Below are 14,127 nucleotides of genomic sequence, written 5' to 3' on the forward strand. Positions count from 1 at the left end.
AGCGGAACCATAAGCGGCCGCTACCGCAGCAACGGATATGTACACAATCAAAACCCTACGTAGCCGGCCGAATCGCCTTGATCAGCGACTGCAACGAATACCCCAACCGCGGCGCCAACGCCTCAGCCCGCGCAGACAACGCCGCCACATCAAGCACCTGATCCAGATCCGCCGGCACCAGCAAAATCACATTCCCCTCCTTCACCGGCAACTCCCAATAATGCCGGTGATACAACCCACGCAACAACGCCGCCCCCAAAGGCTTCCCATCATCCGTAGCCCACTGATTAATCACCAACCACCCCCCCGGGTTCAGCTTCTTCTGGCAATTCTCCAGAAACGTCCAGGCCAGGTGCCCAACCCCAGGGCCAACATCCGTATACAGGTCGACAAAAATCAGGTCCGCCGACTCAGCCGAAGGCAGCAATTCCAACGCATCCCCAACGCGGATATACAGCCGAGGATCATCATCCAGCCCCAAGTACTCAATGGCCAGACGCGGCACATCAGGCCGCAGCTCGATGGCTTCCACATCATCCAAAGGCAGAAACTTCAGGCAAGCCTGGGTCAACGTCCCAGCGCCCAAGCCCAGGAACAACGCACTCTCCGGCTGCTCATGGCACAACGCCCCAATCAGCATCGCGCGGGTGTAGTCATACTCCAACCAGCTCGGGTCAGCAGTAAACACACAACTCTGCTCGATGGCATCGCCAAACTCGAGAAAGCGGTAATCTGCCACTTCCAGCACGCGGATCATGCCGAAGTCATCATGGACCTCGGCCAGCAGGCGCTCGACGCGCTCCTCAGACATTGCAACTCCTAACGGCGTGCCAACGGGAAAGCCGGGATTGTGGGCGAACCGGCGGCAGCAGGTCACGTACTAATTGCTGATAACATGACGGCCCGACCGCAAATCACTCGAGTTCATGATGAGCCAACCCTGGAGCCCCGACAGCTGGCGCGCCCTGCCGATCCAGCAACAACCCCAGTACCCTGACGCCGCGCATTTGTCGCAGGTCGAGCAAACCCTGGCGAGCTATCCGCCGCTGGTGTTTGCCGGTGAAGCCCGTGAGTTGCGCCGTCAGTTTGCCGAGGTGACCCAGGGTCGCGCCTTCCTGTTGCAAGGCGGCGATTGCGCCGAGAGTTTTGCCGAGTTCTCGGCGGCAAAAATCCGCGACACCTTCAAGGTGCTGCTGCAGATGGCGATTGTGATGACCTTCGCTGCCGGCTGCCCGGTGGTCAAGGTCGGGCGTATGGCGGGCCAGTTCGCCAAGCCGCGCTCTTCCAACGATGAAACCATCGACGGCATCACCCTGCCCGCCTACCGCGGCGATATCGTCAACGGTATCGGCTTCGACGAAAAAAGCCGCGTGCCCGATCCGGACCGCCTGCTGCAGTCCTACCACCAGTCCACCGCCACCCTGAACCTGCTGCGGGCGTTTGCCCAGGGCGGTTTTGCCGACCTGCACCAGGTGCACAAGTGGAACCTGGACTTCATCGCCAACTCCGCCCTGGCCGAGAAGTACAGCCAACTGGCCGACCGCATCGACGAAACCCTGGCCTTCATGCGTGCCTGTGGCATGGACAGCTCGCCGCAACTGCGCGAGACCAGTTTCTTCACCGCCCACGAAGCGCTGCTGCTCAACTACGAACAAGCCTTCGTGCGCCGCGACAGCCTGACCAACGACTATTACGACTGCTCGGCACACATGCTCTGGATCGGTGATCGCACCCGCCAACTGGACGGTGCCCACGTCGAATTCCTGCGCGGGGTGAACAACCCGATCGGGGTCAAGGTCGGCCCGAGCATGAACCCCGACGACCTGATCCGCCTGATCGACATCCTCAACCCGGACAACGACCCGGGCCGCCTGAACCTGATTGCGCGCATGGGTGCCAGCAAGGTCAGCGACCATCTGCCCAACCTGATCCGCGCGGTACAGCGCGAGGGCAAGCAGGTGCTGTGGAGTTCCGACCCGATGCACGGCAACACCATCAAGGCCAGCAGCGGCTACAAGACACGGGACTTCGCGCAGATTCTCAGTGAGGTGAAGGAGTTCTTCCAGGTGCATGAAGCCGAAGGCACTTACGCCGGCGGGATTCATATCGAGATGACCGGGCAGAACGTCACCGAGTGCATCGGTGGCGCGCGGCCGATTACTGAAGACGGGCTGTCGGACCGCTACCACACCCACTGCGACCCACGGATGAATGCCGATCAGTCGCTGGAATTGGCATTCCTGATCGCCGAGACGCTAAAACAGGTCAAGCGTTAAGCTCTACCCGCAACCGTGCCGCACTGGCCCGCTGGCAATTGAGCTGTATCTGCTCAAGCCCGAGCCAGTCGGCCATCTGCCGCAGATTCAGGGCCAGCGCGCGCATGCCCTCCTCGTCCAGCCCCGGCTCTTCCTCGTGAACGGCATGCACCGCCAGGCGTCCGGCCGCCCGCTCCGCCCGCAGATCCACGCGCGCGGCAATCCGCTCGTTGTGCAGGAACGGCAGCACGTAGTAGCCATATACCCGCTTGTCCTGGGGCGTGTAGATCTCCAGGCGATAGCGGAAATCGAACAACCGCTCGGTACGGCTGCGCTCCCAGATCAGCGAATCAAAAGGCGATAACAGTGCGCTGGCAGGCACCTTGCGCGGGACTTTTGGCTCGGGCAGGCAATAAGCCGGCTGTTTCCAGCCCTGGACCTCGCAGGTGATCAATTGCCCATCCTCGACCAGCTCCGCCAGGCGCCCACGGCTGTCGGCCGGGTCCAGACGGAAGTAGTCGCGCAGGTCTTTTTCAGTGCCCACCCCCAGCGCCGTGGCGCTGTGCAGCAGCAAACCGCGTTGCGCCTCAGCCTCGTCCAAGGGGGCTTGCTGGAGAATGTCGGCCGGGATCACACGCTCCGGCAGGTCGTACAAACGCTCAAACCCCCGCCGCCCGGCGACGGTCACCTGGCCGGCGGCGAACAACCATTCCAGCGCATGCTTTTCATCGCTCCAGTCCCACCACGGGCCGGCGCGCTCCTCGCGGGTCGACAAACTGCCCGCACCCAGGGCGCCTTGTTGTTCGACGATGCCCAGCACCCGGGCGATGGTGGCCTGCTGCTCGCGACCAAAACGCGCCATTTGCTGATAGATCCCCTGCCCCCGGGCCGCCCGTTCCATGCGCCAGCGCATCAATGGGTACAACGCCATTGGCAACAACGACGCCTCATGGCCCCAATATTCGAACAGCGAGCGGCGCCGCCCCGAACTCCAGGCGGCTTGTTCTAGAATCAACGGAGAGTAATGCCCCAGACGGGAAAACAGCGGCAGGTAGTGCGAACGCACCACCGCATTTACCGAATCAATCTGCAACACGCCCAAACGCTCAACCAGGCGATTGACCTGCGCCGCCTTGATCAACGCCGGCGGCTGGCGCCCGGAAAAACCCTGGGCGGCCAGCGCCAGGCGTCGCGCCTGCTTGAGGGAAAAGGACAGTTCTGCGGGCATGGGCATCTCCTTGTGTGCTCGCGAACCACCCTACTGCATCCCGAGTCATTTTCGCAGCGGGTCTTCCCAAAAATGCCGGCGGCTTTCCTGCTCGACATCGCCACGGTTGAGCCCGATGTCCTTGAGCGCCTCATCGCTCATGCTCATCAACAGCTGACGCTCACGGTGCACGGCCATCCACCGGGAACCCAGTTGAAGCAGCCCGGAAAACGGCCGCTTCGCCATCAGTACAAAGCCTCTTTGACCTTTCATCATCTCGCCCTCCAGTGGGGATGACTGAAGTCTGTGCCTGGCGCTATGATCAATCCAACGAATGTTTCTTATGCAATACATCTCGGAGATTGATCAATTGTCCAGCTACCCGAGTATCGACACCGAGGTGCTGCGCACCTTCGTCGCCATCGCTGATCAAGGGGGCTTTACCCGCGCCGGCGAGCAGGTCAACCGCACCCAGTCGGCGGTAAGCATGCAGATGAAGCGCCTGGAAGAAGATGTGTTGCAGCGCAAGTTGTTCGAGCGCGATGGCCGCCAGGTGCGGTTAACGCCTGAAGGCCAGGTGCTGCTGGGCTACGCGCGCCGGATCCTGAAGCTGCACAGCGAGGTGTTCAACACGTTGCGCGAGCCGCACATGGTCGGGTTGGTGCGCATCGGCACACCCGACGATTACGTGATGCGCTACTTGCCGGGGATTCTCAAGCGCTTCTCCAAGGCTTACCCGCTGATCCAGATTGAAATGCACTGCGAGTCGTCGCCGGTGCTGATGCAGCGCCGGGACCTCGACCTGACCGTTATCAGCCGCGAACCGGGAAATGAAATCGGCGAACTGCTGCGCCATGAACGCATGGTGTGGGTGGCGGCGCCCTGCTTCTGTATGGATGAGCACAGCGCCCTGCCCCTGGCCATTTCCGGCCTCGACAGTTTTTGCACGCAGTGGGCACGCGCCGCGCTGGACGCCCAGGGGCAGGAGTACCGACTGGCGTATCACAGCTCCAACGGGGCCGCGATCCTCGCAGTGGTGGGTGCCGGCCTGGCCGTCACGATCAATATGGAAAGCCTGGTGACCGAAGACCTGCGCATATTGGGCACAGCGGACGGTTTTCCGCCGCTGCCGTCGGTCAACCTGCGGCTGTTGCGCAACCCGCGCACCACCTCGCCGATTACCGAATGCCTCGCCGAATACATCCTCGAAGGCTTCAAACTTTAAACGTCAGCATCACCGCACACACCGCCAGGAACCCGCAGAACAGCCCGCGTAACATGCGCTCCGGCATGGCGTGGGCGACTTTCACGCCCCAACTGATACTGAGCAAACCGCCGACGGCCAAAGGCAAGCCGATCAGCCAGTCCACTTCGTGGTGCCAGGCGTAGGTCACCAAGGTCACGCTGGTGCTCGGCAGCGCCAGGGCCAGCGACAGCCCTTGGGCCACCACCTGGCTGGTGCCGAAGATGCTGGTCAGCACCGGCGTGGCAACCACTGCACCGCCCACCCCGAACAAGCCACCCATGGAGCCTGACGCCGCGCCCAACACCCCAAGCCACGGCCAGGAATAACGCATCTGCGCTGACGGCGGTGCATTGTGGGTAAACATTCGCAGCAGGTTGTAGGACGCCAATACCAGCAGAAACGCGATAAAACCCACCCGCATCACGTCAGCATCGATCCCCACCGCCCAGATCGAGCCCAGCCAGGCGAAGGAAAAACCCATCACGCCCAACGGCAGTGCATGACGCAATTCAATCCGGTTGCGCTGGTGATAACGCCACAACGCCAGCATCACATTCGGCACCACCATCACCAGGGCCGTGCCTTGGGCGATCTGCTGGTCGAGGCCGAAAAATACCCCCAGCACGGGAATGGCAATCAGCCCGCCGCCGATGCCGAACAAGCCACCGACCGTGCCCAACGCTACGCCCAGCATTAAATACAACGCTAAATCTGCCACCCGCTCGCTCCTGCTGTTCCCAGGCTTTGCATGCTACGCAGTCCGCTCTGGTGCGGAAACGCACAGCAACGCACAATGGCTGTGCCAATCTCGCACAAGCAGACGCTGATGAACCCCAATACATTGACCGATCAACTGAGCCTGTTTCTCGACGTACTGGAAGCCGGCAGCTTTTCCGCAGCCGCGCGCCGTCACCCGCTCACGCCCTCGGCCGTGGCGCGGCGCATCGACAGCCTGGAAAGCTCGGTGGGTAGCCGGCTGTTTCAACGCAGTACCCATGCGGTGGTGCCGACGCCCGCCGGCCTGGCGTTTGCCGAGCGCGCCCGGCGGATTGTCAGCGAGCTGCAACTGGCGCGGGCCGAAGCGGTGTCGCTGAGTCATGCGCCTGAAGGGTTGATCCGCGTGGACGCACCGGCGGCTTTCGGCAGGCGGCATTTGGCGCCTGCCATCGCTGACTTTCTCAATGTCTATCCGGGACTGGACGTGCACCTGCACTTGATCGACAGCTTTGTCGACATGCAGGGCGAGCATTTGGGCAAGGTCGACCTGGTGCTGCGGGCCGGGCATATCGTCGACACCCGGCTGATTGCCACGCCACTGGCCAGCATCGTGCGCATCGCTTGCGCAAGCCCGGCCTACCTGAAAAGCCGTGGCACGCCGACCCATCCCAGCCAGTTAAGCGAGCATGACGGCCTGGATTGGGAAGGCCTGGCACCGATGTTCGCCTGGCGTTTTGAGCTCGATGGGCGCAAATCCACCTACCGCCCGCAGCGCATTCGCATGAGCGCCAATAACGCCGAAGCCCTGCTTTCAGGCGCGCTGGCCGGACTGGGTGTTGCGCATCTGCCCACCTGGCTCGCCAGTGAATACCTGGTGCGCGGTGAACTGGTCCCGCTGTTCTGCGAGAACGGCCTGCCGACGCCTGAAACCGCGGGCATCTATGCGCTCCGCCTGGAGCAACACGCCAACGCCCGCAGCCGCTTGTTGCTGGAATACCTCAAGGCGCGCTTCAGCCCTGTGCCGCCCTGGGACCTGGCACTGCAAAGCGGCCTGGGTTGACCGGCCGGACAGAATTGTCTGGCGCGTTAAAGATTTGCCCGCTAGATTCGAAACCAGACACGTTTTAAGGCACTGCCATGACCAAGCCCCTCGATACCTGCGAATCCTTGTTGCTCGACAACCAGCTGTGTTTTGCCCTGCATTCCACCTCGTTGTTGATGACCAAGGTCTACAAACCGCTGCTGCAAGCCCTTGGCCTGACCTATCCGCAGTACCTGGCCATGATGGTGCTGTGGGAAGAGGATGGCTTGACCGTAGGCGAAATCAGCAATCGCCTGCTGACGGATCCCGGCTCCCTGACGCCGCTGCTCAAGCGCCTGGAAGCCGAAGGCCTGCTCAGCCGCACCCGCAGCCGCGAAGACGAGCGCGTGGTGGTGGTTGAATTGACCGAGGCCGGGCGCGCCCTGCGGGACAAAGCCATGGATATTCCACAGTGCATCCTGGGCGCCAGCGGGCTGGACATCGAGCAGTTGCGCAAGCTGCAGGGCGATTTACTGGCACTGCGAAAAAACCTGCAAGTCTCCCTCTAAAGGCACCACGCATCAAAAAATGTGGGAGCGGGCTTGCTCGCGAATGCGGTGGATCAGTCAATGCATCTAGTGACTGTCACACCGCATTCGCGAGCAAGCCCGCTCCCACATTTGTTTGTGCAATGCCTGGCTATCAAAGCGCGCAAAATATTTTCCAAATATATCTTGCACACTAACTATTAGCGCGATACATTCACCTCGCCACTTACTTAGCGCGCAAACATTTAGCGCAAACACTGACGAGGAAATCACCATGCAAGCTCTCTACACCGCAGTAGCCACCGCCACCGGCGGCCGTGATGGTCGTGCTGTTTCCAGCGACAACATCCTCGATGTAAAACTCTCCACGCCAAAAGAACTGGGCGGCGCGGGTGGCCAGGCCACCAACCCGGAACAACTGTTCGCCGCCGGTTACTCCGCCTGCTTCATCGGTGCCCTGAAATTCGTCGCCAGCCAGACCAAACGCAAAATCCCGGATGACGCTTCGATCACTGCCCACGTCGGCATCGGTCAAATCCCCGGCGGTTTCGGCCTGGACATCGACCTGCACGTCAGCTTGCCCGGCCTGGCCCAGGACGACGCGCAAAGCCTGGTCGACGCTGCGCACCAGGTCTGCCCTTACTCCAACGCCACCCGTGGCAACGTCGATGTACGCCTGCACGTAACCGTCTGACCCACGCGGTTTTTTGGAGAAGAACATGAACACATTTGGCAAAGTACTCACCGGCACCCTGCTCGCCTTCTCGATCACCAATGCCTTTGCGGCCGGCGGTGACGTGGAGCACAACACCCAGGCGTTTCTCGATGTACTGAACGCCGGCACCGGCAAACCGATGGAGCAACTGACGCCCAGGGAAGCCCGTGCGGTGCTGACAGGTGCACAGTCAGGCGTGAAACTGACGCTGCCCAAGGCCGACGTGAGCCAGAAGACCATTCAGGTCGATGGCCAGCCGCTGAGCCTGACCATTGTGCGTCCGGCCGGGGTCAAGGGCACATTGCCGGTGTTCATGTTCTTCCACGGCGGTGGCTGGGTACTCGGGGATTTCCCGACCCACGAGCGCCTGGTGCGTGACCTGGTGGTGGGGTCGGGAGCGGCGGCGGTGTTCGTCAACTACACGCCATCACCTGAAGCGCACTACCCGGTGGCGATCAACCAGGCGTACGGGGCAACCAAGTGGGTGGCCGAACACGGCAGCGAGATCAACGTCGATGGCAAACGCCTGGCCGTCGCCGGCAACAGCGTCGGCGGCAACATGGCAGCGGTGGTCAGCCTGATGGCCAAGGACAAGGGCACACCGTCAATCAAGTTCCAATTGCTGTTGTGGCCGGTGACCGACGCCAACTTCGACACCGCGTCCTACAACCAGTTTGCCGAAGGCCACTTCCTGACCCGCAACATGATGAAGTGGTTCTGGGACAACTACACCACCGACACCAACCAGCGCGCCGAGATCTATGCGTCGCCCCTGCGGGCAAGCACCGCGCAGCTCAAGGGTTTGCCACCTGCGTTGATTCAGACCGCAGGCTCGGACGTGCTGCGTGACGAAGGCGAAGCCTATGCCCGCAAGCTGGATGAAGCCGGTGTACCGGTGACCGCCGTGCGCTACAACGGCATGATCCATGACTACGGTTTGCTGAATGTCGTCAGCCAGGTACCGGAGGTTCGTTCGGCGCTGCTGCAGGCGTCCGAGGAGCTGAAGCAACACCTGAAGTAAAAACCGGCACCCACAAAAAAGCCCGACGCATGGTCGGGCTTTTTTTATCGTACCGGTGGCGCAAGAATTACTTCTTGGCGCGACCTTTGTACGAACCACCTTCACGGGTGTCGATCTCGATCAGGTCGTCGATTTCGATGAAATCGGCTACTTGCAGTTCGGTACCGTTAGCCAGCTTGGCAGGCTTCATCACCTTGCCCGAAGTGTCGCCGCGAGCGGAACCTTCGGTGTAGGCAACCTTACGCACGATAGTGGTCGGCAGCTCTACGGAAACCAGACGGTCTTCGAAGAAGATAGCTTCGCAGACGTCTTCCATGCCTTCTTCCACGAACGGCAGAACGGCTTCGATGTCTTCAGCGTTCAGCTCGTACATGGTGTAGTCGGTGGTGTCCATGAACGTGTAGGTGTCGCCGCTGATGAAGGACAGGGTCGCTTCTTTGCGGTCGAGGATCACGTCGTCCAGTTTGTCATCGGCGCTGTAGACGATCTCGGTCTTGTAACCGGTCAGCAGGTTCTTCAGCTTGGTCTTCATGATTGCGCTGTTACGACCAGACTTGGTGAACTCAGCTTTCTGAACCAGCCAAGGGTCGTTTTCGAGACGGATCACTGTACCGGGTTTCAGTTCTTTACCAGTTTTCATTGCGAATATCCGAAATTTGGATGGGATTTACAAAAATCAAGGTCGCGTATCATATCCAATTTACATAAAACTGTACCAGCGCCGTCGCAAGATCGGTCCGCGAGCCTTGTTCCAGAGCCCATTTCTCGGCGTTCGCGGTCACTTCCGGCCAGTGTTCCAGCAGCATTTTCCAGCAAAGTGCCATATCGCCATCAGCGTTCCAGGCCTGCCAAAGGCCGACCAACGCGACTTTCGCAGCCGGAGACAGACCTTCGGTATACAACTCAAGGAACGCATCGAGCTTGTCCAGGTGAATGTCTTCGTCCTGGCGATAGATATGCCACAACAGTGGCCGCCCGGCCCATTGCGCCCGCACGAACGAATCTTCGCCGCGCACGGCGTTGAAGTCACAGCACCACAACAGCCGGTCGTATTGCTCCTGGCGCATAAACGGCAGCACTTGCACGGTCAACCCGTCGCGCCGGTGCACATCACCTACTTCCAATGACTCGACCCCCAGCCAGCCCTGCACATCTCCGAGGATCCGCCCTTCCGGCACCAGCAGATGAGTGGCGCGCCCATCGGCCGCCAGCACGTCGAGCCAACTGGCCAGCCCGGCGTTTTCATAGGCGAACAACGACATCATTCGCGCACCGTCCACCGGGAAAACCCCAAGCGCCTGCAGAAACTGCTGCCGGGCGGCGGCGTCTTGCTGGAAGGCATCGCGCTGTTCCAGCAGCCCCGCCTCACGCAATAAACCGCCGGTGCCGGGACGGAATCCGGGAAAGAAGAAGTACTTTTGCACGCCCTTGAATTTCACCGAGGGCAAACCGTGGCAGCCGACCACCCAGTCTTCGGCGCTCAGGTAATCCAGGTTCATCCACAGCGGCGTGCGGTCGCGTGCGGCCATCGCCTCCATGTAGTCAGACGGCAATTGACAGGCGAACGCAGCGATCACCACGTCTGCCGCGTCGGTCGCCGGCCAGTCGGAGGGCCAGTAGCGCACGTCGACGCCCTCTTGCCATTGCTGGTGCACCTGCACATCAATCTCGGGGCACATGCGTTCGAACGCCCGCAGGTCATCGACCCACAAGCGCACCGCACACCCTTGTTCCGCCACCAATTGCCGGGCCAGGCGCCAGGTCACGCCGATGTCGCCGTAGTTATCGACGACGCTGCAAAAAATATCCCAGCGGGCTTTCATTCCGGGCTCCAACGCTCAAAGGCTCGATTGTCCGTATAAATGCCTCGATACAGAAGGGTTGATCGCGATTATTCTGCGCGCGGCTGTGGGACAATCGGCGCCATGCCGCACGTGCCTGCCAGGAGGCCACCATGTCTGATCGTTCGTTCTCGCTGTTCAAACTCAGTATCGCCGTGGCCTTCGGCCTGTGGCTGGGGTTTATCGCCATTGTGCTGAGCGTGTGGCTGGCTTCCCGCTACCTGCCCGAGCAAACCGTGGCGCCGGTGGCCCGAGTGGTGCAGCAACTGGGCAAGCCGGAGGTGGTTGCACCGGAGCCGCCGAACCGGATGTTCGAGCAGTACCAGGAGAACCTGCGCAAGCAGGAGCAACAGCAAACCCTGGACCAGGCCCGTAACAACCCGCGCAACCTGTCCAACCCCAAATGCCAGTTCTGGCTGCAACAGGACCAGAACGCCCCCAACGACAAGAGCCGGGCCAACGTCCTGCAATTTTGCGATTGATCACGAAAGCCGCCCATGAATAAACACGCCGTTCACCAGTTGGTTTTGGACAAGCTCGCGGTCGATCTCGATGTCGCCCAGCGCGCCGCGCAAACCGCGTACGAAACCGCGACCCACGAAGAAAACATCGCCGAGAACAAGTACGACACCCTGGGCCTGGAGGCTTCTTACCTGGCAGCCGGCCAGGCCCGACGCGTCGAGGAGATCCGGCAGGCGCTGACGCTGTGCCAGAACATGCAGCTACGAGCCTACGATGACCAGCGCGGCATCGAAGTGGGCGCATTACTGGGGTTGGCAGATGAAAACGATCGCCAGCAGTGGCTATTCCTGGCGCCGGACGGCGCAGGCTTGAAGGTCGATGTGGTGGGGCAACCGGTGACCGTCATCACCCCACGCTCGCCCCTGGGCAAAAGCCTGTTGGGCAAGTTCGAAGGGGATGAGGTGGAGATTCTGGTGGGGGGCGCTCGGCAACAGTTTGCTGTTACCGAGGTGAAGTGAGCCAATCAGTGAACCGGTAGTTCAACGCCGTCGAACAGCTCTTCCAGTTCCTGCTTGTTGTGGCACTGGATGGCCTTGGCCATCACTTCGCGCGTCAGGTGCGGCGCGAACTTTTCGATGAAGTCGCACATGAAACCACGCAGGAAGGTGCCACGACGGAAACCGATCTTGGTCACGCTGGACTCGAACAGCTCGCTGGCATCGAGCACCACCAGGTCGTTGTCGAGCTTGGTGTCGACCGCCATCTTGGCGACGATACCGACACCCAGGCCCAGGCGCACATAAGTCTTGATGACGTCGGCGTCAGCCGCGGTGAACACCACTTTCGGCGTCAGGCCGCGATGGCTGAAGGCTTCGTCGAGTTTCGAACGGCCGGTGAAACCGAACACATAAGTCACGATCGGGTATTCAGCCAGGGCTTCCAGGGTCAGCTTCGGCAGCTTGGCCAATGGGTGGCCTTGTGGGACCACGACGCAACGGTTCCAGCGGTAGCACGGCATCATCACCAGGTCGCCGAACAATTCCAGCGCTTCGGTGGCAATCGCGAAATCGACGGTGCCGTCGGCGGCCATCTCGGCGATCTGCATCGGCGAGCCCTGGTGCATGTGCAAGGCCACGTCCGGGTACTGCTTGATAAAGCTGCTGATCACCGGCGGCAGCGCATAACGCGCCTGGGTGTGGGTGGTGGCGATCGACAGGGTGCCCTTTTTCTCGTTGGAGAATTCCTGGGCGATCTGCTTGATGCTTTCGACCTTGCGCAGGATCTCGCCGGCGGTGGTGATGATGCGCTCACCGGCCGGGGTGACACGGGTCAGGTGCTTGCCGCTGCGTGCGAACACTTCAACGCCCAACTCATCTTCGAGCAGGCGGATCTGCTTGCTGATACCGGGTTGCGAGGTGTAAAGGCTTTGAGCAGTAGCGGAAACGTTGAGGTCGTGGTGCGCCACTTCCCAGATGTAGCGCAGTTGTTGAAGCTTCATATGTGTCCCTCAAAGCGGATAGACGCCACGGGTATCAGCGACGGTATATAACTATATTAAAGGTTAGACGGATAAATCTAGAACTTTTTATCGTTTTCTACCAATCACACGTCGTCACTGCGTCGACGCTGCAACAGCGGCACCAGGTACACCGGCACCTGGGACAGCTGCAGCACCCGTGCTGCGGTTCTCCCCAGGGGTGTTGCCACCCCGACCGCCTGGCTGTGACTACCTACGATCAACAAATCCACAGAGAGTTTCTGCGACTGGTCGAGAATCACTTCACAAGGATCACCCTGGATCACCCGCACCGAACGGATCAACTTGAGGTCCTGCTCCCCGTCCCCCAGCTCCTCGCGAAAACTGTCGAGCACCCGTTGCTCGATGGTCGCCATCACCGTCGTCAGGCCCTGGCTTTGCCATTCACTCAAGGCCTTCTCATCAAGGTAGCTCTGCAACACCGATTCGGCGAACAGCCCGATGGGCTCGACCACGTGAATCACATACAGATCAGCCTTGAACGTTCGCGCCAGCGCCAGGGCATGTTGCATCACATAGGGGGCATACAGACCGAGGTCAGTGGCGTACAGCATCGAACGAATCATAGAACCTCCTGGGCAGCCAGGATGGCGGGGATTGATTCAGCTTAGCAGCGCCTTTGGCAGTGCTCAGCCCTCGGTCTGAATTTTCAACTCGTTACTGATGCCATGGGGGACGTGACCGGTAGCCACGAACTCCCGGGCCTTCTCGCAATGCCCTTCCTGGTCATCGAAAAACACATCGGCGGCGAAGGCTTCGAGGAACGCCGACTTCTCCAGGCCACCAAGAAACAGCGACTCGTCGAGACGGATATCCCACTCGCGCAGCGTGCGAATCACCCGCTCGTGGGAAGGCGCCGAACGGGCAGTCACCAGCGCAGTGCGGATGGGGCAGGACTCGTCGGGGAACTCGCGCTGCAACAGGTTGAGTGCCGCCAGGAAGCCCTTGAATGGGCCGCCGCGCAACGGCTCGCGGGCGGATTCGCGCTCGCTGGCCTGGAAGGCTTCAAGGCCGCCCGACTGATAAACGCGCTCGGACTCGTCGGAAAACAGCACCGCGTCGCCATCGAAGGCGATCCGCAATTCGGCACTGGAGGCCCGACCTGCGCCGCCCGACAGAATCGTCGCTGCGGCAAACCCGGCATCCAGGGCGCTGCGCACATCCTCGGCATGGGTGGACAGAAACAGGTGGCAGCCAAACGCCGCCAGATAAGGATAAGGGCTGCGCCCGCCGACAAACGCCGCGCGGGAGATGTCGAGCCCGTAATGCTGGATCGAATTGAATACACGCAAGCCGGTGTCGGCACTGTTGCGCGACACCAGCACCACCTCGACCCGGGCGCGGCCGAGGCTGGCGTTGAGGCTCAGGAGTTTCTTCACCAGCGGGAAGGCGTCACCGGGCTCGAGGGTTTCTTCCTCGTGGTCGATCTGGTACTTGCGGTACGCCTCGACGCCTTGGGCCAGGTAGACCTTGTGGCTCTCGCTCAGGTCGAACAGCGCTCGCGAGGAAATCGCCAGCACCAGTTTGTCGCCCAATCCCTTCGCCATGGTGTTCCCC

The 14,127-nt window shown here is 61.1% G+C and carries 17 protein-coding genes; 8 read left to right on the forward strand and 9 right to left on the reverse strand.

The annotated features are described in order from the left end of the window. Positions 1-55: 55 nt before the first annotated feature. On the reverse strand, positions 56-811 hold the full coding sequence (locus HX786_RS02070; RefSeq protein ID WP_087693646.1) for a spermidine synthase: 756 nt from the start codon (positions 809-811) through the stop codon (positions 56-58). A 118-nt stretch (positions 812-929) separates the two neighbouring features. Here HX786_RS02070 and HX786_RS02075 point away from each other — a divergent pair, with 118 nt between their 5' ends. Then, on the forward strand, positions 930-2,276 hold the full coding sequence (locus HX786_RS02075) for a class II 3-deoxy-7-phosphoheptulonate synthase (RefSeq protein ID WP_178911669.1): 1,347 nt from the start codon (positions 930-932) through the stop codon (positions 2,274-2,276). On the opposite strand, the gene HX786_RS02080 is transcribed toward HX786_RS02075, so the two are convergent. After that, positions 2,266-3,483 carry a winged helix-turn-helix domain-containing protein gene (locus HX786_RS02080; protein WP_178911670.1) on the reverse strand — a complete coding sequence of 406 codons (1,218 nt, stop codon included), beginning with the start codon at positions 3,481-3,483 and terminating at the stop codon, positions 2,266-2,268. The two genes, HX786_RS02075 and HX786_RS02080, sit on opposite strands and share 11 nt — an antisense overlap. Before the next feature lie 45 nt (positions 3,484-3,528). Continuing rightward, entirely contained in the window at positions 3,529-3,735 is a 207-nt protein-coding gene (locus tag HX786_RS02085; protein WP_003218685.1) for a DUF1127 domain-containing protein, read from the reverse strand. Between the two features lie 70 nt (positions 3,736-3,805). On the opposite strand from HX786_RS02085, the gene HX786_RS02090 reads away from it, so the two are divergent. Continuing rightward, positions 3,806-4,687: a LysR family transcriptional regulator gene (locus tag HX786_RS02090; protein WP_023659060.1), complete on the forward strand. Its 882-nt coding sequence runs from the start codon at positions 3,806-3,808 to the stop codon at positions 4,685-4,687. Here the strand turns inward: HX786_RS02090 and HX786_RS02095 are convergent. Further along, positions 4,677-5,426 carry a sulfite exporter TauE/SafE family protein gene (locus HX786_RS02095; protein ID WP_032899680.1) on the reverse strand — a complete coding sequence of 250 codons (750 nt, stop codon included), beginning with the start codon at positions 5,424-5,426 and terminating at the stop codon, positions 4,677-4,679. The two genes, HX786_RS02090 and HX786_RS02095, sit on opposite strands and share 11 nt — an antisense overlap. A 108-nt stretch (positions 5,427-5,534) precedes the next feature. Between HX786_RS02095 and HX786_RS02100 the strand changes: the two genes are divergently transcribed. From HX786_RS02100 to HX786_RS02115, 4 genes are all read left to right on the forward strand, one after another. Then, positions 5,535-6,485 (forward strand): LysR family transcriptional regulator, encoded by a 951-nt coding sequence (locus HX786_RS02100; RefSeq protein ID WP_008437773.1) that lies wholly within the window; start codon positions 5,535-5,537, stop codon positions 6,483-6,485. Positions 6,486-6,562: 77 nt separating this feature from the next. Further along, positions 6,563-7,015 (forward strand): MarR family winged helix-turn-helix transcriptional regulator, encoded by a 453-nt coding sequence (locus HX786_RS02105; protein WP_003218693.1) that lies wholly within the window; start codon positions 6,563-6,565, stop codon positions 7,013-7,015. A gap of 253 nt (positions 7,016-7,268) precedes the next feature. Next, positions 7,269-7,688, forward strand: a complete 420-nt coding sequence (locus HX786_RS02110) for an organic hydroperoxide resistance protein (RefSeq protein WP_003218695.1) — start codon at positions 7,269-7,271, stop codon at positions 7,686-7,688. Positions 7,689-7,713: 25 nt separating this feature from the next. Then, positions 7,714-8,730, forward strand: a complete 1,017-nt coding sequence (locus HX786_RS02115; RefSeq protein ID WP_177117298.1) for an alpha/beta hydrolase — start codon at positions 7,714-7,716, stop codon at positions 8,728-8,730. Between the two features lie 67 nt (positions 8,731-8,797). Here the strand turns inward: HX786_RS02115 and HX786_RS02120 are convergent, their stop codons facing one another. Continuing rightward, positions 8,798-9,370: an elongation factor P gene (locus tag HX786_RS02120; protein ID WP_003218698.1), complete on the reverse strand. Its 573-nt coding sequence runs from the start codon at positions 9,368-9,370 to the stop codon at positions 8,798-8,800. 49 nt (positions 9,371-9,419) lie between these two features. Further along, positions 9,420-10,553, reverse strand: coding sequence for an elongation factor P maturation arginine rhamnosyltransferase EarP (gene earP, locus HX786_RS02125; protein ID WP_177117297.1), 1,134 nt, complete (start codon positions 10,551-10,553; stop codon positions 9,420-9,422). Between the two features lie 131 nt (positions 10,554-10,684). On the opposite strand from earP, the gene HX786_RS02130 reads away from it, so the two are divergent. Beyond that, on the forward strand, positions 10,685-11,053 hold the full coding sequence (locus HX786_RS02130; RefSeq protein WP_003218702.1) for a hypothetical protein: 369 nt from the start codon (positions 10,685-10,687) through the stop codon (positions 11,051-11,053). A 15-nt stretch (positions 11,054-11,068) separates the two neighbouring features. Then, positions 11,069-11,551 (forward strand): GreA/GreB family elongation factor, encoded by a 483-nt coding sequence (locus tag HX786_RS02135; protein ID WP_178911671.1) that lies wholly within the window; start codon positions 11,069-11,071, stop codon positions 11,549-11,551. A 5-nt stretch (positions 11,552-11,556) separates the two neighbouring features. Here the strand turns inward: HX786_RS02135 and cysB are convergent, their stop codons facing one another. The 3 genes from cysB to HX786_RS02150 form a co-directional block, all read right to left on the reverse strand. Beyond that, positions 11,557-12,531, reverse strand: coding sequence for an HTH-type transcriptional regulator CysB (gene cysB, locus HX786_RS02140; RefSeq protein ID WP_003218707.1), 975 nt, complete (start codon positions 12,529-12,531; stop codon positions 11,557-11,559). Between the two features lie 104 nt (positions 12,532-12,635). After that, positions 12,636-13,136: a universal stress protein gene (locus HX786_RS02145; protein WP_003218709.1), complete on the reverse strand. Its 501-nt coding sequence runs from the start codon at positions 13,134-13,136 to the stop codon at positions 12,636-12,638. Positions 13,137-13,199: 63 nt separating this feature from the next. Continuing rightward, on the reverse strand, positions 13,200-14,117 hold the full coding sequence (locus HX786_RS02150; protein WP_003218711.1) for a 5'-nucleotidase: 918 nt from the start codon (positions 14,115-14,117) through the stop codon (positions 13,200-13,202). Positions 14,118-14,127: the final 10 nt, after the last annotated feature.

Origin of the sequence: Pseudomonas sp. 21615526 (assembly GCF_013386245.1) — a bacterium.
GTDB lineage: Bacteria > Pseudomonadota > Gammaproteobacteria > Pseudomonadales > Pseudomonadaceae > Aquipseudomonas.